This is a genomic window from Streptomyces sp. NBC_01546, assembly GCF_045208355.1.
Lineage (GTDB): Bacteria > Actinomycetota > Actinomycetes > Streptomycetales > Streptomycetaceae > Streptomyces.
This window is the reverse complement of record NZ_CP109379.1, coordinates 6515807-6539143: the sequence shown is the minus strand read 5'-3', so window position 1 is coordinate 6539143 and position 23337 is coordinate 6515807. Positions and strand designations below refer to the sequence as shown.

The window sequence follows — 23337 nt, the reverse complement described above, 5'->3', positions numbered from 1 at the left end:
CCTCACACCTCCTGTCCGACGGCGGTGGAGCCGGCGGGTGCTTCGGCGCGGGCGGCGGCGCAGGCGCGCTGCACGCCGCGTACGACGCTGTGGTAGCCGGTGCAGCGGCAGAGGTTGCCGGTGAGCCACTCGCGGATCTCGGGTTCGGTGGGCGCCTCGCCGCCGGCGGTGTTGTCCACGAGCTCGCCCAGCGCCATGACCATGCCGGGGGTGCAGAACCCGCACTGGGTGCCGTGCTCCTGGCGCAGCGCCTCCTGGAGGCCGTTCAGTTCGCCGCCGGGGGTGGTGACGCCCTCGATGGTGGCCACCTCGGATCCGGCGGCGGACACCGTGAGGATCAGGCAGCTCTTGACGGAACGGCCGTCGAGCTGGACGACGCAGGAGCCGCACTGGCCGGTGTCGCAGCCGACTTTGGTGCCGGTCAGTCCGAGGCCGTCGCGGAGCCGTTCCACGAGCAGTTCGTTCGGCTGCGCCGAGAACTGCTCGGGTCTTCCGTTCACGTTCAGTGTGATATCCATGCCAGCGCCTGCGCTTCCGTGAGCGGCCGGTTGAAGAGGGGCCCGCCGGGCTGCTGGAGAATTCCCCCGGAGTGCAGCGGGCCGGTGTCTACGGGCGCGAATCCCAGATCCGTGATGATTCCCGCGACGATTTCCTTCGATTTCCCGTCGTCGCCCGCCGTGAAATGCGCCAGACGCTCACCGGCTGCGGTGCCGGCTACGGCGAGGGTTTCGAAGTGCATGGTGTTCAGGGATTTCACGACCTGGGCGCCGGGATACCACTCGGCGACCAGGTCGCTGGAGCCGCGCCCGCCGAGGTCGGCGGGGTCGCCGGGGCCGGTGAACGCGTTCGTGGCGTCCACCAGCACCTTGTCCTGCACCACGTGCGGGGGGAGGAGCCCCCGCACGCTGTCGAACGGCACCATCAGCACCAGGAGTTCGGCCTGCCCGGCGGCCTTGGCGGGGTGCGCCGCCGAGGCCGCCGGTCCCAGCTCGGCCACGAGCGGGCCGAGGGTCTGCGGGCCCCGGGCATTGGCGAGCACGACCTCGTGGCCTGCCGCCACCAGGATCCGTGCGAGGACCGTACCGATCCGCCCGGTGCCGATGATGCCTGTCCGCATTGACGCTCCTCAGTTGCCGGTCTCGGTCCGAGCAGGGGTCAGTCCATGCCGATCCAGACCGACTTGGTCTGGGTGTAGCTCTCCAGGGACTCCGGGCCGCACTCGCGGCCGTAGCCGGAGGCCTTGTAGCCGCCGTAGGGCACGGCGGGGTCGTACTGGTTGTAGCAATTCACCCAGACCGTGCCGGCCTTGATCTGCGAGGCGACCCGGTGGGCGCGCCGCAGGTCCTTGGTGTGGACACCGGCGGCGAGGCCGTACGCGCTGTCGTTGGCGATGCGCACGGCGTCCTCCTCGGTGTCGAAGGGGATGATCGACAGGACCGGCCCGAAGATCTCCTCCTGGGCGATCCGCATGCCGTTGTCGACGCCGGTGAAGATGGTCGGCAGGAAGTACAGGCCCTGCTCGGAGGCCCCCTCGGGGGTCCACCCGGTGCCGCCGGTGCGCAGGACCGCGCCTTCCTTCTCGCCGACCTCGATGTAGGAGCTGACCTTGTCGAACTGGCCGCGGTGGGCCAGCGGCCCGAACAGCGTGGCCGGGTCGCGCGGGTCGCCCGGCTTGAGGGCGGCGGCCCGGCGGACCAGGCGTTCGACCATCTCGTCGTGGATGGGCCGGTGCAGGAGCAGGCGGGAGCCGGCGGTGCAGATCTCGCCCTTGTTGTAGTAGATGCCGAAGAAGGCGAGTTCCTCGGCCGCGTCGAGGTCGGCGTCGGCGAAGACGATGTTGGCGGACTTGCCGCCGAGCTCCATCGTCACCTTCTTCAGGGTGCCGGCCGCCTTGCGGATGATGGACTGGCCGACGGAGGTGGAGCCGGTGAACGCGATCTTGTCGATGTCCGGGTGGTCGGTGAGGGTCTCCCCCAGTTCCACGCCGGGACCGGTGATGACGTTCAGCACCCCGTCCGGGATCTCCGCCTCCTGGAAGAGCTCGGCGATCTTCAGGGCGGTGAGCGGGGTGGCCGGGGAGGGCTTGTGGACGACCGTGTTCCCCGCCGCCAGTGCCGGTGCGATCTTCGTCATCGACAGCAGCAGCGGGAAGTTGAACGGGGTGATGGCGCAGACCACGCCCAGCGGTTCGCGCAGGGTGTAGGCGAGTTGCCCGCCGGCCGGGGCCCGCGAGGAGCCGTCGACGCGGGTCACCGCACCGGCGTAGTAGTGCATGAGCTGCGCGGCCATGGGAGCGTCGACCGTGCTGGAGAAGGCGAACGGCTTGCCCATGTCCACGGTCTCCAGGAGGGCGATCTCCTCCAGGTCTCGCTCGATGAGCTCACCGACCCGGTTCAGCCGCAGCGCGCGCTCCTGCGCGGAGAGTCTGCTCCACGGACCTTCTTCGTACGCCTTGCGGGCCGCGGCGACGGCCGCGTCCGCGTCGGCGGCGGTGGCCTGGGCCACCGGCACGATCTCCTGGCCGTCGATGGGGCTGATGTCCGGTTCGGTACGGCCGTCCTGGGCCGAGACCCATTTGCCGCCGATGAACAGCTTCCCGGGGTTGGCCAAGGGCTGGTCGCTGAGCGCGCGCTTGGTCATGGCTGCCTTCCGGTGTCGGATGCGGGGGCGGTACTAGCCCTTCGCGAGCTGCGTTAAGAACGTCTCTGCGAGGGCCTTGGAGGAGTACGGGTTCTGGCCGGTGGTCAGCTTGCGGTCCACGACCACGTGCGAGTCCCAGATCGCCTCGGCCTTCTCGTAGCGTGCGCCGAGCCGGGTGAGCTCGACCTCGAGGATCAGCGGGAGCCGGCCGGCCATGTTGGTGACCATCTCCTCGGCGTGCGAGAAGGCCGTCATCCGGTAGCCCTCGAAGGGCCAGCGGCCTTCGCCGTCGCGCAGCGCGAGCAGCGAGGTGTGGCCGTGGCACACGGTCGCGAGCGGCTTGTCCTGGGCGATGACCCAGCGCAGGATCTGGGCGAGTTCGTCGGACTTGGGCAGGTCGCCGATGGCTCCGTGGCCGCCGCTGACGTACACGCCGTCGTAGTCGGCGATGTCCTTCTCGGTCAGGGACTCCAGCGCGAGGGGAGCCGTGAGCTGCGCGGTGTCCCGGATGACCCGGACGTACTCGGCCGCGTTGGCCGCGTCCTCGTCCGGGGAGCCCTGCGGGCGGACCCACTGGAGGAACTGGGGGTCGATGCTCGTCTGGTCGACGGTCGGTGCCCGGCCGCCGATCGTGGCCACGTCCACGGTGTGGCCGGCGGCCTTGAACAACGAAAAGGGAATGACGAATTCCTCGGCCCAGAATCCCGAGGGGTGCTGTTCTCCGTCCAGCAGATGGAGCGTGGCCTTGGCCGTCATGACGACGAGAATCTTCATGATTCTCTCCTTGTTCTGGATTCGCTGCCGATTCAACACGGCCCCTACAGGGGGGCGTAAGGGGGCGGCGTCATGCACGCGATACTTCGTCACGTGCGTCCAACGCCGAGATGATGGTGCGGAATTCACCGACCAGGGGGTGGTCGGGATGAGCCTCTGCGAATATGCGCTCTCCGTGCAGCGCCGCCATTTCCGGCGAGTACGGAAGGATTCCGGCCAGGGGTGCGCCGTAGACCTCCTCGGCACGCCGCCGGGCCTCGACCCGGTCGATGCCCTCGGGGGCCATGCTCAGCACCAGGGTCCGCCGGCAGGCCAGCCGCCCGGCGAGGGCGATGGTCTCCTCGACCCCGGAGAGGTCGATCCGGTCGGCCCGGGCCATGATCATCAGCACGTCGGCGCTCGCCATGGCGGTCACCGACTCGTTGTTGAGCCCGGCGTGGGTGTCGAGCAGCAGCACGTCGAGGGCGTAGTGCTCGGCCAGCCGGTCGAAACCCTCCGGAAGCAGCCCCACGTCGTATCCGCTGGTCATGATCTCGCGCAGGGCGGCGGTGCCGGTCCGGGCCGGTACGACGTACAGCCCGGGCAGGCTCACCTGCTGGGCCGCGGCCTCGATCTCGCAGCGGCCGAGCAGGTAGTCGGCCAGGGAGGCGCCCGGTCCGAGCCGGAACAGCAGGTCCAGGGTGGGTGACTGGATGTCGGTGTCCACCACCCCCACCCGGCGTCCCTCGGCCGCGAGGAGCAGCGCGAGGTTCGCCAGTACCGAGGACTTCCCCGTGCCACCGCGGTGCGAGTGCACCACGATGGTGCGGGTCATCTAGGCCACCACCTTGTGACTGGCACCGTCCGCGTGCGGCCCCCGCGCCGCGCGTGGCCGGTGCAGGGCCAGCATGGTGACGTCGTCGTGCTGTTCGGCGGTGCCGGTGTGCTCGCGCACCGCCAGGTCCATCCGGTCGACCACGTCCTTGCCGCTCACCTGGGTGCCGGCGAGCAGTTCCAGCATCCGTTCGTCACCGAGGAAGCTGCCGTTCGGGCAGCGGGCCTCGGGGACCCCGTCGGTGAACACGAAGAGCGTGTCGCCGAGGTTGAGCTGGGCGTAGCCGAGGGTGAAGACGCAGTCGGGCAGTACCCCGACGGCGGGCCCGGTGACCTCGAGGGCGACGGGCGGGCTGCCGTCGGCGCGCAGCAGGAGGGGCGGGTTGTGGCCCCCGTTGATGTAGACGAGGCTGCCGGTGACCGGGTCCAGCACGCCGAAGAAGAGGGTGGCGAAGTAGCCCTGCCGCAGGTGGTTGCGGGTGAGGTAGCCGTTGGTGGCGGTGACCGCGTTGAGCAGCGGGGTGGCGCCGACCACCGGGATGCGTCTGCTGCCGCCCGTGCGCCCCGCGGCGACCAGGTGCTGGAGGCCGCTGTTCTCCGCGGTGTGCCGCAGCAGCGAGCGGATGAGCGCCATGAACAGCGCCGCTCCCACCCCCTTGTCGCAGACGTCGGCGACGACGAAGGCCAGCCGGCGGCCCCGGGAGATCTCGAAGACGTCGTAGAAGTCCCCGGCGACCTGCCGGGCCGGCCGGAACCGGACGTCGATCTCCCAGCCCTCGGGGACCGGCAGCGATTCGGGCAGGAACCCGGCCTGGATCTCCCGGCCGATCTCCAGTTCCTTCTCGTACCCCATGAGTTCGGCGCGGGCGTCGGCTTCGCGCAGGGTGCGGCCGAGTCCGGCGCGCTCCGAGCAGCTGTGCAGCCGGGCCCCGACGAGGGCGGGCAGGAAGGGCGGTACGAGGTAGTCGTGCCCGATCCGGACGTGTTCCTCCAGGGCGGCGAACTCGGTCACCGTCCAGACGACGACGATGGGGGCCCCGGCCCAGCGGCGCAGCCGGCGCACGGCCATCCGTACGGACTCCCCGTCGGATTCGGCCGGGGCGAGCAGCACGTCCGCGACGGGCAGCAGTTCCAGCGGTCCTTCCCGGAGCTCCGTCAGCGTACGGGTGACGAGTTCCGCGTCCATGGTCCGCAGCGCCTCGAACAGCTCGGGCGGCGGGGGCGGGTACTCGTCGAGGATGATCACGGTCGTGGAGGGCATGGGTCCGTCCCCTCAGCCTTCACAGTCAGCGTGCTGATGTTGCGGCCGTCCCTGTACACGTAGCTGAACTCGTCCACGCTGGTCAGCGCCAGGTGGATGCCGAGGCCGCCGATCCGCCGGTCCTGCGGGGGAACCCCGGGGGCGGGCGGAAGGCGGCCTTCGACGGGGTCAAAGGCGGGTGCGGCGTCCTCGATGGTGATCCGCACCCCGCCCGGGCCGGAGCGGCCGCGGACGGTGATCCGTCCGTCGCCGCCCCGGTACCCGTGCATCACGACGTTCGTGGCCAGTTCGTCCACGGCCAGCCGGAGCCGGTAGGCGGCGCCCTTGCCCAGGCCCGCCCGTCCGGCCAGCCGCAGGACGAACGAGGCGATGTCGCCCAGTGCCCCCACCGTCGCGGGCACCTCCAGTACGGCGGACGTCCTCGCCAGTTCGACCATGTCAGTCACGGTGGTCACTCATCGGAGAGAACGATGCTGCGGTCGAGCCCTGCCGTCCGGATCGTCCGGGACACGGGCTCGATGGCACCGACCACCTTGATGGTGACGTTGTTCGCGACCTTCTGCTGGGCGAAGACCAGGGAGCGCAGTCCGGCGCTGGCCATGTAGCCGACGCCTGCCATCCTGATCTCGACGGTGCTGGTGCCGTGGCCGGCGGCCTTCTCGATGGTCTGGTGGAAGTCCGGCGCGGTCTTGGCGTCCAGCTCGCCCGTCAGCTCGATCACGGTGGTGTCGCCCTCGATGCTCAGGGACACGGAAAGCGGCATGTCAGGTCTCCTTCGGTCAGGGCGTGTCGAAACGGTCGGGATCGTTGGTACGGCCCACCAGGATCACGACCGACCGCGGGCCGATCAGGTACTTCCCGGCGTTGTCCAGCTCCTGCTCGCTGCCCGGGGTGCGGATGTCGTGCGGTGCCTCGGCCCCGGTGTCGGCGAACAGGTGCCAGCTCCGGCCGCCGGGCAGGGCGGGCAGTTCCAGGTCGTGCGACTCCCAGTGCGAGTTCATGGCCACGTACACCACGTCGTCGTCGCCGGTGCCGCAGCGGGCCACCGCCAGCAGCCGGCTCTCGGCCGACCAGTCGGGCTGCCAGGCCCGCTCCCCGTGCCAGCTGATGTCCGGCAGGCCGAGGTTCTCGCGGACCTGTCCGGTGGGGTGGGAGGTGGAGCGCAGCTCGCGGTGGTGCTTGCGGAAGGCGATCATCTCCCGCGTGAACCGGAGCAGTTCGGCGTTGTCGTCGACCTGGTCCCAGTCGAACCAGGACAGCTCGTTGTCCTGGCAGTACGTGTTGTTGTTGCCCTGCTGGGTCCGCGCGACCTCGTCCCCGGCCAGCAGCATCGGGATGCCCTGGCTGGTGAAGAGGATGGCGAGGGCGTTCTTCATCTGCCGGGTGCGCAGCGCGTTGACCTCGGGATCGTCGGTCGGCCCCTCGGCGCCGCAGTTCCAGCTGGCGTTGTCGTTGCCGCCGTCGTTGTTGCCCTCGCCGTTGGCCTCGTTGTGCTTGTCGTTGTACGAGACGAGGTCGGCCAGGGTGAAACCGTCGTGCGCCGTCAGGAAGTTGACGGACGCCGAGGTCCCGCGGCTGGAGTAGAGGTCCGGCGATCCGGCGATCCGGGTGGCCAGTTCGCCGGTCACCCCGGGGTCGCCCTTGAGGAAGCTGCGCACGGTGTCGCGGTACTTCCCGTTCCACTCCGCCCAGCGGCCGTACGCCGGGAAGTTGCCGACCTCGTAGAGTCCGCCCGCGTCCCAGGCCTCGGCGATGAGCTTGGTGTGCCGCAGGACCGGGTCGAAGGCGAGCAGCTCCAGGAGCGGCGGGTTGGGCAGCGGGGTGCCGTCCGGGGACCGGCCGAGGATGGCCGCGAGGTCGAAGCGGAAGCCGTCGACGTGGTAGTCGGCGACCCAGTGGCGCAGGCAGTCGAGCACGTAGTTGCGCACGACGGGGTGGTTGCAGTTGACGGTGTTGCCCGTGCCGCTGAAGTTGAAGTAGTACCCCTCGGGCGTGAGCATGTAGTACGTGGCGTTGTCGAGCCCCTTGAAGGAGATCGTCGGGCCCTGCTCGTTGCCTTCCGCGGTGTGGTTGAAGACGACGTCGAGGATGACCTCGATGCCCGCCGCGTGCAGGTCCTTGATCAGGGTGCGGAACTCGTCGCCCTGCATCCCGTACCGCCCGGTGGCCGCGTAGCCGGCCTTCGGCGCGAAGAACGAGACGGTGTTGTAGCCCCAGTAGTCGAAGAGCTTCTCGCCGGTCTCCGGGTTGCTGCGCGGGTTGTCGCTCTCGTCGAACTCGAACACCGGGAGCAGCTCGATGCAGTTGACCCCGAGTTCCTTGAGGTACGGGATCTTCTCGCGCAGCCCCGCGAAGGTGCCGGGGGCGGTGACCCCCGAGGAGGGGTGCCGGGTGAAGCCGCGCACGTGGGTCTCGTAGACGACGAGGTCCTCGGCGGGGATGCCCAGCGGGGTGTCGTCGCCCCAGTCGAAGTCCTGGAGGCAGACGCGGGAGCGGTACTGGTAGCCGCGGCTGTAGTCCGGCTCCACGCCCCACACGTCACGGCCGGCGATCAGCCGGGCGTACGGGTCGGAGAGGATCTGCCGGGCGTCGAAGCGGTGGCCGCTGACCGGGTCGTAGGGGCCGTCGGCCCGGTACCCGTACTCGATGTTCTCGTGGTCGAGGCCGAAGACCGTCATGGCGAAGACGCTGCCGGTGCGGAATTCCTCGGGGAACTCCAGCTCGGCCATCGGCTCGGGCTCTCCGCGCTTGAAGATGACCAGGGTCATGGAGGTGGCCTGGTCGGAGAAGACGGAGAAGCTGACCCCGCCGGGGACCACATTGGCCCCGAAGGGGAACGGTTTGCCGGCGCGGACGCGGTACCCGCCCACCTCGTGGGTCGGGTACGCGTCCACACGCAGGACCTGCTCGGACTGGGCCTCGCTCATCGCGCGGCCTTGGCCTTGGCCTTGGCGGCCGCGGCCGCCGCCTCGCCGGTCTCGAAGAAGTCGAGGAAGCCGGTCGCCGACATGACGAACCGGACTTCCTCGCTCACCCCGTAGAGGGTGACGGCGACGCCGGCGTGCTGCGCTTCGCGGTAGACGACGAGCAGGGTGCGCAGGCCCGCGCTGGAGACGTAGGTGACCGCCGTGAGGTCGATCTTGAGCGGCTTGCCCTCGCGGACCAGCGGCAGCAGGGCCTGGAGCAGCGAGCCGGATGTCTCGCTGTTGATCTCACCGGTGGCGACGAGCACGGTGCCCGTCTTGTTCCGGCGTTCCTTGACGTTGAGAGTCATTGCATTCCCCTCTGGTTGGGGCGCCCCCCGTTGAGCGCTACTTCTTGGCCACTGGACGCAGCCGGACCTTGACCTTCACCCGCCCCTGGACGTCGGGCAGCCGCACGGTCAGGGCATCCGCGTCGAAGTCCGTGTACGGCTTCTCGTCGATCTCGACGGACGCGATCCGTACCGAGCCGGCCGGGAGCAGATCGGGCGAGACGCGCAGTACGCGGTCGGGCAGGTTGGTCGGGTCGGGCTGGAAGTGGAAGTCCATCTCCCGGCCGTTGATGAGCAGGTTGTTGTAGACGGCGGAGAGGTAGCAGAGCTCCGCCGAGTGGTACATGGACATCGAGTGGCTGCCCTTGAGCCGCTCGGTGCCGAGCAGGTACGGCGTACCGCTGGCGAGCACGTTGAAGTAGACGGCACCCTCGTCGTGGTCGAGGAAGAAGGTGTTGTAGAAGGCCTGCGCCTGCCGGGCCTCGCGCACGTTCGCGTCGCCGCCGACCGTGCCGCCCAGGATGAGGTAGGCGAGGATCGCCTGCTCCTGCTGCCACCAGGCCTTGCGGTCGTGCCAGGCGAAACGATACGTCTCCTCGTCGCCCGACTTGATCCGCTCGACCACGTCGTACCAGCCGCCGCGCTGCACGTCGCTGCCGACCGCCGGCATGATCTCGCCGATCTTCTTGGCGAGCTCCTCGTAGGCCGGCTTGGCCTTCAGCGAGTTCATCCGCATCAGGTTCCAGGCGATCTTCAGGTTGTGGCCGACCACCGCGCGGTTCTGCTGCCAGCTGTGCGCGGTGTCGTGCGACCAGTCGCGGAAGAAGCGCTCCTGGACGAAGGGGCTGTTCTTGTAGTCCGGGAACTTGTCCGCGATGGTGTCGAAGGTGTACTCGAGGAAGTCGGCGTACTTCTGGTCGCCGGTCGCCAGGTACAGGTTGATCAGGTAGGCGGGCGCGTGGTCGCCGACCGAGTTCCAGTTCTTGCGCTCGGCGTTCTCCCCGAGGGACTCGTGGTCGGCGCTGAAGAGGATCGGGTCGATGTGCGAGTAGTAGCCGCCCTGCTCCGCGTCGAAGAAGAACTTGTCGAACAGCCGGATGGTGGCGTCCGCGTCGTTCTTGATCCGGATGTCACCGGTGACCCGGTACGTCTGGATGGGGCCGGCCAGCGCGTAGATCTGCTCGTACATCGGGATCGCGTCGTAGTCGTCGGAGAACTCCGAGGTGAACAGCTTGCGCTCGCTGTCCCCGTCGACGCTGATGCCGTGGTACCAGAAGACCACGTCCTCCTCGCTGTCCACGACCCGCATGTGCTTGCGCAGGTACTCGGTGCCGCGCTCGGCGACCTCCAGGTACTCGTCCTTGCCGGTCAGCAGGTAGGCCGAGGCCATGCCGTAGACCAGGCGGGAGATCGTGTCGGTCTCCTGGACGTGGCTCGCGGTCTTGTCACCGCCGAGCCGGATCTCGGTGCGGTACTCGGTGAAGTCCACCGGCCCGTCGCCGAACTGCGCCCGCTTGTAGAAGTCGGCCAGCGACTCGATCTGCTTGATCCACCAGCTGGGCTCCTCGAAGCGGAAGTCCTCGGCGCCCCGGCCCAGGAACACCAGGCGCTTGGCGTCGTACCGCCCGCCCTGCTCCGGGTAGTGGACCCCGTAGACGAAGAGGAACCGGCCCGGCGACAGCATCTCGTCGATGTGCCCGGAGGCGTCGATGTACGGCTCGTCCAGGTTGCGGACCAGCTCGGCGCTGGGGCCGCCGGCGAGCGAGACGTCGAACCCGCGGTCGTCGGATGTCTTCAGGCGCAGCACGCGCGACGCGGAGTCGAAGCGTTCGACGTAGCCGGCGATCGTGTCGGAGAAGGAGAAGCTCACGGCGTCCGCCATGTCATGCACCGTCCTTGTCGTGAGAGCCCTCGTGAGTGCGGTCGTCCTCGAATCCCTGGCTGACCTCGACGATCACTCCGTCGGGATCGCGGACCCACACGGTCCGCCATCCGCAGATGAAGTCGTCGAAGTCCAGCGGCCCCAGGGTCACTTCGGCCGCGTCGCCCAGCGATGCCAGGAACGCGTCCACGCTGTCGGTCTGAAAGGCCAGGTGGCGCATCCGCCCCGGGGCCTGCGGCCCGTCGTCGTTCGCGGGGCGGGCCGGATCGGCGCCGGCCGCGAAGAGCTCCAGGTACGCGTCCCCCTTGCGCAGGAACACGATCTGGGCCTCTCCGAGGTCGACCACCCGGGCCCGGGTGAAGCCGAAGTACCGGGTGTAGAACTCCTCGGTGGTCTTCTGGTCCGTGCAGTTCAGGCCCACGTGCGACCAGACCATCCGTCCCATCAGCCGGCCCTCCGGCCCCGCTCCGCCGCGACCAGCTCGATGATCCGGCGGGCGAAGAGGTGGTGGTGGGCGCCGGTGCGGCCGGTGACCAGGTCGCCGTCCACCACCACGTCCTCGTCGACGTACTCGGCGCCCATGTTGCGGACGTCGCCGATGAGGTTGTTGTGGCAGACCACCTTGCGGCCCCGGATCTTGTCCGGGATGGAGGAGGCCAGCCACATGCCGTGGCAGATGATCCCCTTGAGGACCGTCGGCTCCGCGAAGGCCCGGCGCAGCAGTTCGGTGGCGGGAGCGAGGACGTCCACGTCCTCGGTGTAGCGCAGCCGGTCGGCGACCATGCCCGAGGGCACGATGATCGCCGCGTACCGGCGCAGCTCCTCGTCGCTCAGCCCCTCCAGGGACTTGTCGGCGGTGAAGGGCGCCCGGTACTCGTGACCTGAGAAGGTGATGGAGTCGTTGCCCCACAGCCGGGTCAGGAAGTCGACCTCGGCGCCCTCCTCCGCGAACCGGTGCTGGTAGTAGAAGATCTCCGGCTCGTAGAAGTCGCTCTCGACGAGCACCGCGATCCGGGTCCCGGTCAGCGCGCCCTCGCGCAGCACCACGTCAGGCACGGGAGGCCCCCTTCAGGAAGTCCGCGGCGCGCTCGGCGATCATCGCGATGGCGGTGTGGCAGTTGCCCGACGGGACCGCGGGCATCACGCTGGCGTCGACGACGCGCAGGTTCCGTACGCCGTGCACCCGCAGCTCGGGGTCGACGACGGAGAGGTCGTCGATGCCCATGCGGCAGGAGCCGGCCTGGTGGTGGTAGCTCTCCGACTTCTGCTTCGCGAAGGTGCGCAGGTCTTCGTCGCTCGCGTAGCCGGGTCCGGGCTGGAGCTCCTGCTTGTACCAGGGCGAGAAGGCGGAGGTCGCGAAGATCTCCCGGGCGATCTTGATGCCCTGCACCATGCGCTCCAGGTCCCACCGGTCGCCCAGGTAGTTCGGGTTGATCAGCGGGTGGGCCAGCGGGTCGGCGCTCGCGAGCTTGATCCAGCCGCGCGAGACCGGGCGCACCACCCCGGGCAGGATGGACACCGTGTTGGGGTGGTCCTGGCCGACGATCACGTCGAACGGGACGTGGACGAAGGCGATCTGGAGGTCCGGCGCGGGCAGTCCGGGCTGCGAGGACAGGAACAGAGCGCTCTCCGACAGGTTCTGGGCCGGCGGCGGGAGCTCCTGGGTGACCTCGGCCATCAGCCCGGTCAGCACGTGGTTGTGGAAGTTCTCGCCGACCCCGGGCAGGGCCGCGGTGACCGCGATGCCGTGCTCGCGCAGCTGCTCGGGGTGGCCGATGCCGGAGAGCAGCAGCAGCTTCGGCGACTCGATCGCCCCGGCCGCCACGATCACCTCCCGGCGGGCCCGTACGGTGTGCAGCCCGGGCGCCGCCGTGCTGCTGTGACCGTCCCGGACCGTCCGGCCCGGGAACTCGGCGGGGGCCTGGAGCTGGGCGTACTCGACGCCCGTGCAGGTGTCCCCGTCGAAGAGCAGCCGGGTGGACTGCGCGTTGGTGCGCAGCGTCAGGTTGGAGCGGTCGAGCGCGGGCTCCAGGTAGGCGGCGAGCACCCCCTGGCGGCGGCCGTCGGCCACGTCGATGTGGTGCCAGCCGGTGCCGAAGAGGCCGCGCCGGGGCCCGTCGGTGTTGAAGTCGGCGACCTCCTCGTGGCCCAGCTCGACCGCGGCATCGATGAAGGCGCGCGAGACCGGGTTGGGGCCGTGCCGTCCGGCGTTGGTGATCCGCTGGGGGCCGCGGGTGCCGGTGGTGGCGGCGGTCGCGTCCTCCTGGCCCTCCAGCAGGGCGAAGTACGGGAGCACGTCCTCGTACGCCCAGCCGGCGGCGCCCTGGTAGGCCCAGTTGTCGAAGTCCGAGGCGTGGCCCCTGATGTGCATCATGATGTAGAGGTTGCTGCTGCCGCCGGGGGCCTTGCCGCGCGGTTCGTAGGTGCGGCGGCCGTCCAGGCCGGGCTGCGGGGTGCTGGTGTAGCCCCAGTCCACGGGCCCGCCGAGCAGCTTGTACCAGGAGGACGGGTCGTCGACCTCCGGCGGGATCCGGGAGCCGCCCGCCTCCAGGACGAGGACGGAGACGTCCGGGTCCTCGGAGAGCCGGTTCGCGAGGACACTGCCCGCGGTGCCGGATCCCACGACGATGTAGTCGTACTCTTCCACGCTCATGGGTCCCTCCTCAGCCCTGGCTCAGAACCTGGAAGGGGACGGTGTCGTGGTAGTTCGCCATGTAGGCGATCTTTCCGTCCACGATCCGGAAGAAGTTCATGACGCGGGCCTCGATGGCCTCGCCCGAGGCGCTGACCGCGGTCAGGTGCGAGACGGCGGCGGCCTTCTCCCCGTCCGCGTCGACGATGAAGTGCACGGGCTCGTTCCGGAAGACTCGGTACATGGTGCCCATGCCCTTCATCATCGAGCGCAGGACCTCGAGGCCCTCGATGTGACCGGCGAGCTGCTCGTCCATGACCTGGTCGTCGGCGAACAGGTCGCACCAGCGGTCCCAGTCACCGGCGTTGGCGTACTCGTAGTACTTCTCAAGGATCTGCTCTGCGTCCATCGCGCTCATCCCCCTATCGGTCCCTGCGGGTTCCGTCCGGCGCGAACGGCGCCCAGAACTGGCTGAAGGCGGAGGCCGTGTCGCCGAACAGCCCGTCGCGGCCCTCGACGATCCGGCCCTCCCGCCACCGCATGTAGTGGAAGACCGGGTAGTCCATCCGCTCGTACGGGGACCGGCTGTCCTGGTCCGCGCCGTCGCGCAGGGCGACGTTGCGGCACACGTCGGCGGAACAGTCCTCGCCGACCAGGACCGCTTCCAGGTCCATCCGGAAGGTGCCGCCCGTGAGCTTGTGGGTCTGCCCCATCAGCTCCAGGAAGGCGTCCAGGCTCTCGTACCAGCCGGCGAGCGGGTGGTTGCCCGGCACCAGCCAGCGCAGGTCCTCGGAGTAGTACTCCAGGATGCGCGCCCGGTCGCCGGAGCCGAGGGCGGCGTAGGCCGCCTGGACCCGCTCCCGTGTCACTTCGGTCATCGTCGCTTCTCCTTCGCCGGGGCGGTCAGAGCGAGCCGGAACCGGGCATCGGAGCCAGGTCGTTGACGGTGTACTGCTTGATCAGCGGTCCGTCGGGACCGGCCACCACGGTCCAGGTCTGGTCTGCGTCGAAGCCGAGCCACTCGCTGCGGGCGGCCGGCGGGTCCCAGATCTTGGCCTGCCAGTTGACGAGCACCCGGACGATCGCCCGGTCGCCCTCGATGACGGGCTCCACCTTCGTGACGGTGTGCACCTCGTCGAAGAAGCGGTTGGTGACGGCCTCGTACCAGCGGCCGAAGCCCTGGTGCCCGAGGAAGACGTCCTCGGGGACCTTGAACTCCAGGTCCTCGGTGATCAGGGCGAGCACCTGGTCCAGCGGTACGTGCTGGTCCAGCGCCACGTACCAGTCCTCGGCGAAACTGCGGATCGCGTCCTCGGTCAACTGCCGCTCGGCGGGCATGCGGTCTCCTCCTGTTCCGTGCTGCGTGACTGCTCTGGTCAGATCTGGATGTCGACGAGGAACGGACCGGGGTGGGCCAGCATCCGGCTCACGGCCGCGGCCGCCTCGTCCGGCTTCTCCACCCGCATCCCGCCGGCGCCGAGCGACCGCGCGAGCCCGGCGAAGTCGATCTCGGGGTGCGAGAGGTCGAAGGAGCCCGGGAACCCGTGCTCGGGGATGTCCCGCTCCCGCCAGTACTGGGCGATGTTGTCGTCCAGCAGCCGGTACTTGCGGTTGTTGCAGACGACGAACTTGGCGTCGATGCCGTGCCGGGCCGCGGTCCACAGCGCCTGGTACGTGTACATCGAGCCGCCGTCGCCCGCGAAGCCGACGACGAGCCGGTCCGGACGGGCCAGCTTGGCGCCGACCGCGCCCGGGAAGCCCACGCCCAGCGAACCGCCCCGGGTGAGGTGGTAGTCGCCCGGGCGCTCCGCGGGCAGGTACTTCGTGACCAGCGGGGAGGTGGTCAGCGCCTCGTCGAAGACGATCAGGTCTCCGCCGGTGCGCTCGGCCAGGGTCCGCAGGAAGACCGACATCGGCGTGCCGTCGTCGGTCTGCGCCTTTGCCTCGCGGGCCCGTTCGCGGGCCCGTACGTCGATCCGGGCCGCCGCGGCGGCCCGCTGCTGCGGGGTCAGCCGGTGTTCCAGTACGCCGGCCAGCGCGCGCAGCGCCTGCTTGGGATCCGCGGCGAGCCCCAGGTCCACCGGGTGGTTCTTGGCGATCTCATAGGCGTTGAGGTCGATGTGGACGACCTTCGCGCCCTCCCGGAAGGGGCTCTCCAGTTCGGGGAACACCTCCGGGAAGACATAGGTGCCCACGATCAGCACCCCGTCGGCGTTCCCTACGAGGTCCTTGCTGTGCGGGCCGAACATGTGGCCCGTCTGGCCCCGCCGCAGCGGGTGCGAGGCCGCGATGTTGACCTCGGAGGAGTCGACCTCGTACACGTCGGCGCCCAGCAGCTCGGCGACGGCGGCCAGTTCGTTCTGCGCCCCGGAGAGCGAGACCCCGTCGCCGATGAGGACGACGGGCCGCTCGGCGGAGGCGAGCAGCTCGGCCGCCCGCCCCACCGAGGCCGGCGAGGGCGCCACGTCCGTGAGCGGCACCGTGGCGGGCAGCACGGGCTCGGAGTTGAGCTCGTCCAGCACGTCCATCGGCAGTGCCACGAACACGGGCCCGCGGGGCGGGGTGAGCGCGATCTTCACGGCCCGCCGGATGGTGCGGAGCACGGAGTGCCGGTCGGTGACCCGGGTCGCGTACTTCGTCACCGGCTTGGCCATCGCCACCAGATCGGACGCCATCTGCGCGTCCATGGCGTCGTAGCGGACCCCGGCGTCACCGGCGACCACGACGAGCGGGGTGTGGCCGCGCAGCGACTGGTAGAGCATCCCGATGCCGTTGCCCAGCCCCACCCCGGAGTGCAGCTGGAGGAGCGCCGCGCCGCCGGTCGCCCGGGCGTATCCGTCGGCGATACCGGCGGCCACGGTCTCCTGGAGAGCGAGGATGTACTGGAAGTCCTCTGCCGCGTCCACCGCGTCGAGGAATCCCTGTTCCACCGTCCCCGGATTTCCGAACATCACATTCAGGCCGTCGGCCTTGAACTGCTCGATCAGCCTTTCCCGTCCGGGAGTGGCTCCGGTATTCATCGAACTCCCCCTCATTCCCACGAGTTTCCGGAATTACCAGCCGTATCGGGTGAGACCGTCCTCGAGGACTTCCACGATCTTCTGTCCCGTGAGGTACGAGTCCGGGGTGGACCGTCCCGTCACGAACGGGAAGTCGACGATGACCGACACGGGCTTTCCGAAATTCCCGTGGTACGCGCCGCGCGGGCCCGTCGCATCGCGCAGGATGTACTCCAGCGGGTACGGCGGCGGCCCCATGTTGAAGTCGGTACCGAGGAATCCGGTGCCGTCCTTGTAGTCGTACTCCTTGCAGTGGCCGGTCACGTGCTTGCCCCAGATGATGCTCCTGCGGTCGCTCCAGTCCCGGGCGAAGGCCAGGCAGGCGACCCCGTAGCACTCCGCGGCCACGACCTTGCCGGCCTTCTTGAAGGCCAGGATCAGGGCGTGCACGCGCTCGTTGTTGGCGAGGTCGGCGATCGGGCCGCTGCCGCCTACGATGAGGATCGCGTCGTAGTCGGCGATGTCGGCGTCGATCTTGTCCAGATCGCGGTGGTACTGCTCCAGCTTGGGCAGGTAGCCCGCGTCGCTCGTGTACGGGCGTTCGGGAACCCACGCCTCGATGTCGAGCGGCGAGTCGAGCCGGCTCGACTGCTCGAACTCCCGGCCCAGCCGGGCGTTCTCCTCGGTGGTGACCGAGCGTCCCAGTGGAGGATCGATGTAGTTCGCGTCGAGGCTCGGCGGGAGAGCGTGTGCACGCTTTCCGGTCGGCGTGGCGAATATGACCTCGTAGCCCCGCTCATCGAACTTCGATACGGGCCCTATCAGTTCTTCGGCCCAGTAACCGTGTTCGGAGACAATGACCAGAATCTTTCTGCTCACGTATTCCTCCAGGCGCCGCCTGTTGTCGTTGGCGTCCACCACACTGGCCGCGCCCAGAGCCTGCGTCAAAGCGCCCGTGTGCGACTTCGTGAGGTAGCGGGCCAGGTCATGGGGTCACCTCAGGAAGTCGTCGTCGGACGTCATGAAGTAGCTTCAGGACTACCTGACTTCGGCCGAATCAGTGAACCATTACCAGGGCCCCGATCTATCGTCTGGACGCGCCGTGAATCACGGGCGCGCGGCTGTGTTGTTGACGAGCGTGAGCACGAGGAGAGGGACGGGGACGATGACGATGGACCTGTTGTGCACGCACATCGATCAGATACGTCCGGTGAAGCCCGGGACCGAGGGCTGCGAGGAGTGCCTCATCGCCGGTGACGGCTGGGTACATCTGCGGATGTGCCTCAGCTGCGGGCACGTCGGATGCTGTGATTCCTCGAAGAACCGTCACGCCACCCGGCACTACCGCACGTCCGAGCACCCCATCGCCGCCTCCCACGAGCCCGGCGAGGACTGGGCCTGGTGCTACGCCGACCAGCTGATGCTGGACCCGGCGTGAGCGCGGCCCCCGAGAGCGCGGCCGCCGTGACCGCGGCCGTGACCGAGCGCGCGGAGAACCGCAAGCCCGTCATCCTGGCCGTGGACGACGACCCGCAGGTGCTGCGCGCGGTGCGCCGCGACCTGCGCAGCGCCTACGGAGACCGTTACCGGGTGCTCGGCGCCTCCTCGGCCGCCGACGCCCTGAAGATCCTGGACTCCCTCGACGAACGCGGCCACGACCCGGCGCTGTTCCTCGTGGACCAGCGGATGCCCGACGTCACCGGCGTCGAGTTCCTGCTGGAGGCGGTCAGCCGCTTCCCGGACGCCCGTCGCGTGCTGCTGACCGCGTACGCGGAGACGGACGCGGCGATCACCGCCATCAACCGGGTCCGACTGGACTACTACCTGCTCAAGCCGTGGGACCCGCCGCACGAGCGGCTCTTCCCGGTCCTGGACGACCTGCTGTCGGACTGGCTGGCCACCTACCGGCCCGCGTACGACGGGATCATCGTCGCCGGCCACCTGGTCTCCCCGGGCACCCACGCCGTGCGGGACTTCTTCACCCGCAACGGCCAGCCGTTCCGCTTCCTCAACGTGGAACGGGACCCCGAGGCGCTGACCCTGATCGCCGGCCAGCCCGACGCCGCGCTCCCGCTCGTCCGCTTCCCGGACGGAGCGGTGCTCTCCGCCCCGACCGACACCCAGCTCGCACAGCACCTGGGCCTGATCACCACCGCCTCCCGCCCGCACTACGAGTGCGTCATCGTCGGAGCGGGCCCGGCGGGCCTGGCGGCCGGGGTCTACTCGGCCTCCGAGGGCCTGTCGACGCTGATGCTGGACTCCCGCGCCCCGGGCGGCCAGGCCGGCACCTCCAGCCTGATCGAGAACTACCTGGGCTTCCCGTCGGGCCTCTCGGGCAGCGACCTGACCCGCCGCGCCACCATCCAGGCCTCCCGGTTCGGCGCCGAGATCCTGCACCCGGTGGAGGTCGTCTCGCTGACCCGCGACGACCCGGCGAAGATCCTGACGCTGGCCGACGGCACGGAGATCTCCGCCGAGACGGTCCTCCTGGCCACCGGGGTCTCGTACAACCGCCTCGAGGCCCCCGGCGCGGACCGTTTCGAGGGGGCGGGCCTGTACTACGGCGCGGCGACCACGGAGAGCTCGGCCTGCATCTCGCAGCACGTGTTCATCGTGGGCGGGGCCAACTCGGCCGGCCAGGCCGCGGTGCACTTCGCCAAGTACGCCGCCCGCGTGACGATCCTGGTCCGCGCGGACTCCCTGGACGCGAGCATGTCCCGCTACCTGATCGACGAGATCGACCGCACCCCGAACATCGAGGTCAGGGTCCGTACGACGGTGCTCCGGCTGGACGGCGAGGAGCACCTGGAACGGCTGACCCTGCACGACTCGGCGACGGGCGAGGACACCGAGGTCCCGGCCCGCTTCATGTTCACCTTCATCGGCGCCCGCCCGCACACCGACTGGCTCTCGGGCGTCGTCGAGCGCGACGAGTACGGCTTCGTACTCACCGGCTCGGACCTGATCGCGAACGGCGGCGAGCTCCCGGCGGAGTGGAGCCTGGAGCGCGCCCCCTACCCGCTGGAGACCAGCGTCCCCGGTGTCTTCGCGGCGGGCGACGTCCGCGCCCACTCGGTGAAGCGGGTCGCGTCGGGCGTCGGCGAGGGCGCGATGGCCGTCTCGCTGATCCACCGCTACCGCTCGATGGGCTGAGAGCGAACGCGACCGCGAACGCCTTGCGATCAAGAAGGTATCGGATGCAACGTTGATTACATGATTACAGCCGAACAGAGCGAACAGCTCCGCGCGTGGTTCGCCGAGCGCCTGCCGGTGGACGTGTACGAGTCCCTCGTGTCGGTCACGGCCGACCGCGAGGAGATCACGGTCGTCGGCACCGTCCCGGCGACCGAGTCGGTCAAGGCGTTCCGCGAACGCACCCGCGAACAGCGCATCGAAGTGGCCCGCGAGGCCGAGGAGCTCTACCGCCGCAAGGTCGCCTGGGGCGTGCGGGCGGGTGAGGAGACGACCCTCTTCACCCACCTCGCCGTCCCGGTCATGACCCGCCTGCGCCAGTCCGAACGCCAGGTCCTCGACACCCTGGTCGCCGGCGGCGTGGCCCGCAGCCGGGCCGACGCCCTCGCCTGGTGCGTCCGCCTGGTGGGGGCCAACACCGACACCTGGCTGACGGAACTGCGCGACTCCCTGGACAAGGTCCACCAGGTCCGTGCACAGGGCCCGGACGTGGCGGAGAGCACGGACTCCAGGAAGTCCGAGTCCGAATAACGCAATCCCCCCACGGGCACGCATGATCCCGTAAGGCTGGCCACGACCACCATCCAGGGAGAGGCACGCACCATGACCACCACCGTCGAATACATCCGCTACCGGATCGCATTAGACGACCAGCAGGCCTTCGAGGACGCGTACACCCGGGCGGCCGAGGCCCTGGCCGCCTCGCCCGAGTGCATCGACTACGAACTGGCCCGCTGCGAGGAGGAGAAGGAGCGCTACATCCTCCGTATCCGCTGGACCTCGGTCGACGCCCACCTCAACGGCTTCCGCAAGGGCGAGCACTTCCCCGCCTTCTTCAGCGCGATCCGGCCGTACGTGACGGCCATCGAGGAGATGCAGCACTACCTCGTGACGTCCGTCGTCGGAACAGGAAAGGCCGCAGGGTAACCATGAGCACGACACCCACCATCTACGAGTGGATGGGCGGCGCGGAGGCGATGAACCGCCTCACCGACGCCTTCTACGGCCACGCCCTGCAGGACGAGATCCTGGCCCCGGTCTTCGCCGGCATGGACTCCGAGCACCCGCAGCACGTCGCGGTCTGGCTGTCGGAGGTCTTCGGCGGCCCGTCGGACTACTCCGCCCACCACGGCGGCCACCAGCACATGGCCACCAAGCACCTGGGCCGCGCCATCACCGAGAAGCAGCGCCGCCGCTGGGTGGACCTGCTCCTGGACACGGCGGACGAGGTCGGCCTCCCGACGGACCCCGAGTTCCGCGCGGTGTTCGTCTACTACATCGAGTGGGGCACCCGCATGGCCCTGATCTACTCGGGCCCCAACCCGCCGCCGGTGGACGCGGCCAAGATCCCGGTCTGGTCCTGGGGCCAAACTCCCCCGTGGGTCCCGAAGACCCCGACCTCCTGACAAGGCGACCGCCCCAGCCCCACCGGGCACGATCCGCGGGGTCTGGGGCGGAGCCCCAGGTCTTTTCAGCCCGGCCGGCGCACATCCAGCCTCGCCGGCGTTTGAGGCGCGGAGTCCGGGGCGGAGCCCCGATTCTTTCAGCCCCGCCGGCGCTTGAGGCGCGGGGTCCGGGGCGGAGCCCCGGCAACCGGCCCGGGCCCGGACTCGGCGAGCAGCACGGTCAGCGGCGGCGCAGCCCCCTCGGCCTCCCGCCAGAAATCGACGGCCTCCTCGAGGATCTCGACCAGGACCTCCCAGTCACCCGGCCGCGCATCGGCGAAGCCCCGCCACGAGGTCACGGCCACCAGCCGCCCCGCGGCGTCCGGCAACCACGACAGGTCCCGGAGCGAATCGGCCAGCGCGTCCCAGTTCCCCCCGAACCACTCCGGCAGCCGCAGGGCGTCCCCGCAACGCCGCATCAGCTCGGCCTTCCCCCGTACGCCGTCCAGGTCCAGCCTTAGGGCCGTCCACCCGGCGGCTTCGGCGGCGGCGAGCGCAGGGGCGAGCGGCTGCGGGTCCAGGGTCATCGGAGAACCGCCTTGAAGGTGTCGTAGTGGTCGTCCGTGTAGAAGAACTCCCCACCCTCACCCGTCACGATCCGCCGGGCCCCGCGGTCCCGTTCCCCCGGCGTCCTCACCGTGAACTCGTGGTAATAGCCGCGCTTCTGCTTGGGCAGGATCTTCTCGAAGTTCCCGAAGACCGTCCCGTCCTGGCGGTACGGATACGGCCCGCCCTTGTCGATGAGCGCGAGCACGTCCCGGGCCTGCTGCGGCAGCGCGTCGGCCCGTACGGTCGCCATCCCCTTCGCCCACGAAGGAGCGGCACCGGGGACGGCACGGGAACTGGCCGCGACAGGTGACGCGGGGTCCTTCCCGCCGCAGCCCACCGCACCGACCAGCGCGGCGCACAGGAACACGGCCCCCAGCAAACGCAGCAACGATCGGGGCACGTTCCGAAAGATCATGCACCGATCGTGCCAAATATCCGATTCGCTCGCGAATCGCCCGGTGGCCTCAGAGCGCGGCCATCTTGGTGTATGGGCTCAGGACTCGTTTCTGGACCGACCCGAAGTCGACGAGAACAGCGATCCCCTCCTCGATTCCGACGACACGGCCGAGGCCGTGCTCATCGTGAGTAACCCGGTCGCCGACGCTGAACTGCCGGATGGGCTGTTCCACGGGGGCCTTGAACGGGCTGGACGGCAAATGGCGGCGAGGTACTGCTGACTTTGTCATTGGAACCAGTATGCGCCCAGCAAGCCGCCGTGCGGTCCGCCGTTCGGATCTCAATTCCGGCACCATCCGCACCAGCGGCGCCTACAGGTCGTCCGGATCCGCCCGCTCGAGCGCCGGCCGCAGCCCGGGGGCCGACTCGGTCAGCAGGTAGTCGGCGACCGCCGTGTCCGTGACCAGGCTGGTCACCAGCCCCGACCGCAGCACCGCCCCGATCGCGGAGGCCTTGCGCAGCCCGCCCGCGATCGCCACGACCTCGGGGATCCGCCGCAGCCGGTCGGCCTCGACGGTGATGCACCGCTCGCCGAGGTCCCGGCCGACCCGCCGCCCCTCGGAGTCGAACAGGTGGGCCGACATCTCGGCCGCCACGCCCAGCGAGGCATAGTGGGCCCGCTCCTCGTCCGTCAGCATGTCGTGGACGGTGGAGATGCCCGGCTCCCACGACCCGATGGAGACGGCGGCGACCGTCACCTTGTCGAAGTACTCGAAGGCACGCGCGATCCCGGTCTGGCTGCGCAGCGCGGCCGCGGTCGCCGGGTCGGGCAGCAGCATCGGCGCGTAGATCGGGTGGGCGTCCCCGCCGGAGACCTGCGCGGCACGCCGTACGGCCTCCACGGACCCGCGCTCGGCGGTCCCCGCGTCGTACACACCGGTCAGCTGCACCACGGTGCACGGCGGCAGCCGGTGCAGGGAGGCGGCCATGTGAATGGTCGACCGTCCCCACGCCAGGCCCAGTACGTCGCCCTCGTTGACCAGCTCGCCCAGCAGATCGGCGGCGACCGCGCCCAGGTTCTCCGGATCGGGCGCGTCCTCGGTGGCGTCGGCGGGCGACTCCACCACGACGGCGTGCCGCAGCCCGTACCGGGCCCTGAGCGCGTCCGACCGCTCCGCGTCCAGTTCGGCCGGCACCCGGATCTCGATCCGTACGAGGTCGCGTTCGAGGGCGGTCTCCAGGACCCGGGCCACCTTGAAGCGGCTCACGCCGAACTCCTCGGCGATCTGGATCTTGGACTTGCCCTCGAGGTAGAAGCGGCGCGCCATGGCCGCCGCCTGTACCAGCTCCGCGGGTCCCATCCGCAGGGCTGACCGTCCCGCCGACATTGCAGACACCGCGTTCTCCTCACTGCTGTTCACACTCTCGTGTTCACACTCTCGACTCGCCGTTCATCCTGTCAGATCCGACGGCCGTTGATCAGCCTGGACAGCTTCCGTTC

At 69.7% G+C, this 23337-nt stretch carries 28 protein-coding genes; 5 read left to right on the top strand and 23 right to left on the bottom strand.

Annotated elements, in window-relative coordinates; genetic code table 11:
• Window positions 1-2 precede the first annotated feature (2 nt).
• From OHA89_RS30040 to OHA89_RS29950, 19 genes are all read right to left on the bottom strand, one after another.
• The gene (locus OHA89_RS30040) at window positions 3-506 is read right to left on the bottom strand and encodes a (2Fe-2S)-binding protein (RefSeq protein WP_406368637.1); all 504 of its coding nucleotides are present in this window, start codon (window positions 504-506) and stop codon (window positions 3-5) included.
• Window positions 503-1117 carry an NADPH-dependent F420 reductase gene (locus tag OHA89_RS30035; protein ID WP_215147968.1) on the bottom strand — a complete coding sequence of 205 codons (615 nt, stop codon included), beginning with the start codon at window positions 1115-1117 and terminating at the stop codon, window positions 503-505. The genes OHA89_RS30040 and OHA89_RS30035 overlap by 4 nt, the downstream gene beginning before the upstream one ends.
• 38 nt (window positions 1118-1155) lie before the next feature.
• A complete protein-coding gene (locus tag OHA89_RS30030) occupies window positions 1156-2640 on the bottom strand; it encodes an aldehyde dehydrogenase (protein ID WP_266610821.1) in 1485 nt (494 codons plus the stop codon).
• 33 nt (window positions 2641-2673) lie between these two features.
• On the bottom strand, window positions 2674-3414 hold the full coding sequence (locus tag OHA89_RS30025) for a type 1 glutamine amidotransferase domain-containing protein (protein ID WP_257557268.1): 741 nt from the start codon (window positions 3412-3414) through the stop codon (window positions 2674-2676).
• A gap of 70 nt (window positions 3415-3484) precedes the next feature.
• Complete coding sequence (locus OHA89_RS30020; protein ID WP_215147962.1) at window positions 3485-4228, bottom strand: MinD/ParA family protein; 744 nt, start codon at window positions 4226-4228, stop codon at window positions 3485-3487.
• A complete protein-coding gene (locus tag OHA89_RS30015) occupies window positions 4229-5488 on the bottom strand; it encodes a PP2C family protein-serine/threonine phosphatase (protein WP_257557267.1) in 1260 nt (419 codons plus the stop codon).
• Window positions 5470-5925, bottom strand: coding sequence for an anti-sigma regulatory factor (locus tag OHA89_RS30010; RefSeq protein ID WP_251065236.1), 456 nt, complete (start codon window positions 5923-5925; stop codon window positions 5470-5472). The genes OHA89_RS30015 and OHA89_RS30010 overlap by 19 nt, the downstream gene beginning before the upstream one ends.
• A 14-nt stretch (window positions 5926-5939) precedes the next feature.
• The gene (locus OHA89_RS30005) at window positions 5940-6251 is read right to left on the bottom strand and encodes an STAS domain-containing protein (protein WP_215147958.1); all 312 of its coding nucleotides are present in this window, start codon (window positions 6249-6251) and stop codon (window positions 5940-5942) included.
• Window positions 6252-6267: 16 nt separating this feature from the next.
• A complete protein-coding gene (gene glgX, locus OHA89_RS30000) occupies window positions 6268-8415 on the bottom strand; it encodes a glycogen debranching protein GlgX (protein WP_257557265.1) in 2148 nt (715 codons plus the stop codon).
• Window positions 8412-8762: an STAS domain-containing protein gene (locus tag OHA89_RS29995; protein ID WP_215147956.1), complete on the bottom strand. Its 351-nt coding sequence runs from the start codon at window positions 8760-8762 to the stop codon at window positions 8412-8414. The genes glgX and OHA89_RS29995 overlap by 4 nt, the downstream gene beginning before the upstream one ends.
• A 37-nt stretch (window positions 8763-8799) precedes the next feature.
• Window positions 8800-10623 (bottom strand): AGE family epimerase/isomerase, encoded by a 1824-nt coding sequence (locus OHA89_RS29990; protein WP_406367506.1) that lies wholly within the window; start codon window positions 10621-10623, stop codon window positions 8800-8802.
• A 1-nt stretch (window position 10624) separates the two neighbouring features.
• Complete coding sequence (locus tag OHA89_RS29985) at window positions 10625-11068, bottom strand: VOC family protein (protein WP_257557261.1); 444 nt, start codon at window positions 11066-11068, stop codon at window positions 10625-10627.
• On the bottom strand, window positions 11068-11679 hold the full coding sequence (locus tag OHA89_RS29980; protein WP_215147950.1) for a DJ-1/PfpI family protein: 612 nt from the start codon (window positions 11677-11679) through the stop codon (window positions 11068-11070). The genes OHA89_RS29985 and OHA89_RS29980 overlap by 1 nt, the downstream gene beginning before the upstream one ends.
• A complete protein-coding gene (locus OHA89_RS29975; protein ID WP_266610818.1) occupies window positions 11672-13276 on the bottom strand; it encodes a GMC family oxidoreductase in 1605 nt (534 codons plus the stop codon). The genes OHA89_RS29980 and OHA89_RS29975 overlap by 8 nt, the downstream gene beginning before the upstream one ends.
• A 10-nt stretch (window positions 13277-13286) precedes the next feature.
• Window positions 13287-13664, bottom strand: a complete 378-nt coding sequence (locus tag OHA89_RS29970) for a nuclear transport factor 2 family protein (protein ID WP_257557242.1) — start codon at window positions 13662-13664, stop codon at window positions 13287-13289.
• A gap of 13 nt (window positions 13665-13677) precedes the next feature.
• A complete protein-coding gene (locus tag OHA89_RS29965; protein ID WP_406367504.1) occupies window positions 13678-14133 on the bottom strand; it encodes a nuclear transport factor 2 family protein in 456 nt (151 codons plus the stop codon).
• Between the two features lie 25 nt (window positions 14134-14158).
• Window positions 14159-14593, bottom strand: a complete 435-nt coding sequence (locus OHA89_RS29960; protein WP_215147942.1) for a nuclear transport factor 2 family protein — start codon at window positions 14591-14593, stop codon at window positions 14159-14161.
• Between the two features lie 38 nt (window positions 14594-14631).
• Entirely contained in the window at window positions 14632-16275 is a 1644-nt protein-coding gene (locus tag OHA89_RS29955; RefSeq protein ID WP_266610814.1) for a thiamine pyrophosphate-binding protein, read from the bottom strand.
• 33 nt (window positions 16276-16308) lie between these two features.
• Window positions 16309-17133, bottom strand: coding sequence for a type 1 glutamine amidotransferase domain-containing protein (locus tag OHA89_RS29950; protein ID WP_257557238.1), 825 nt, complete (start codon window positions 17131-17133; stop codon window positions 16309-16311).
• A 286-nt stretch (window positions 17134-17419) separates the two neighbouring features.
• Between OHA89_RS29950 and OHA89_RS29945 the strand changes: the two genes are divergently transcribed.
• The 5 genes from OHA89_RS29945 to OHA89_RS29925 all read left to right on the top strand — a co-directional run bounded on the left by OHA89_RS29945 (window position 17420) and on the right by OHA89_RS29925 (window position 20852).
• Window positions 17420-17692 carry a UBP-type zinc finger domain-containing protein gene (locus OHA89_RS29945; RefSeq protein WP_266610811.1) on the top strand — a complete coding sequence of 91 codons (273 nt, stop codon included), beginning with the start codon at window positions 17420-17422 and terminating at the stop codon, window positions 17690-17692.
• 38 nt (window positions 17693-17730) lie between these two features.
• Window positions 17731-19407: an FAD-dependent oxidoreductase gene (locus OHA89_RS29940; RefSeq protein ID WP_266612505.1), complete on the top strand. Its 1677-nt coding sequence runs from the start codon at window positions 17731-17733 to the stop codon at window positions 19405-19407.
• Between the two features lie 60 nt (window positions 19408-19467).
• Entirely contained in the window at window positions 19468-19977 is a 510-nt protein-coding gene (locus OHA89_RS29935; protein ID WP_257557234.1) for a hypothetical protein, read from the top strand.
• 72 nt (window positions 19978-20049) lie between these two features.
• Entirely contained in the window at window positions 20050-20373 is a 324-nt protein-coding gene (locus OHA89_RS29930) for an antibiotic biosynthesis monooxygenase family protein (RefSeq protein WP_215147933.1), read from the top strand.
• Window positions 20374-20375: 2 nt separating this feature from the next.
• Window positions 20376-20852 (top strand): group II truncated hemoglobin, encoded by a 477-nt coding sequence (locus OHA89_RS29925; RefSeq protein ID WP_215147931.1) that lies wholly within the window; start codon window positions 20376-20378, stop codon window positions 20850-20852.
• A gap of 137 nt (window positions 20853-20989) precedes the next feature.
• On the opposite strand, the gene OHA89_RS29920 is transcribed toward OHA89_RS29925, so the two are convergent.
• The 4 genes from OHA89_RS29920 to OHA89_RS29905 form a co-directional block, all read right to left on the bottom strand.
• Entirely contained in the window at window positions 20990-21418 is a 429-nt protein-coding gene (locus tag OHA89_RS29920) for a barstar family protein (RefSeq protein ID WP_257557232.1), read from the bottom strand.
• Window positions 21415-21855 carry a ribonuclease domain-containing protein gene (locus OHA89_RS29915; protein ID WP_266610808.1) on the bottom strand — a complete coding sequence of 147 codons (441 nt, stop codon included), beginning with the start codon at window positions 21853-21855 and terminating at the stop codon, window positions 21415-21417. Before OHA89_RS29915 ends, OHA89_RS29920 begins: the two co-directional genes overlap by 4 nt.
• A gap of 49 nt (window positions 21856-21904) precedes the next feature.
• Window positions 21905-22126 carry a CarD family transcriptional regulator gene (locus OHA89_RS29910; RefSeq protein ID WP_215147924.1) on the bottom strand — a complete coding sequence of 74 codons (222 nt, stop codon included), beginning with the start codon at window positions 22124-22126 and terminating at the stop codon, window positions 21905-21907.
• Between the two features lie 81 nt (window positions 22127-22207).
• Window positions 22208-23257, bottom strand: a complete 1050-nt coding sequence (locus tag OHA89_RS29905) for a sugar-binding transcriptional regulator (RefSeq protein ID WP_208948665.1) — start codon at window positions 23255-23257, stop codon at window positions 22208-22210.
• Window positions 23258-23337 lie beyond the last annotated feature (80 nt).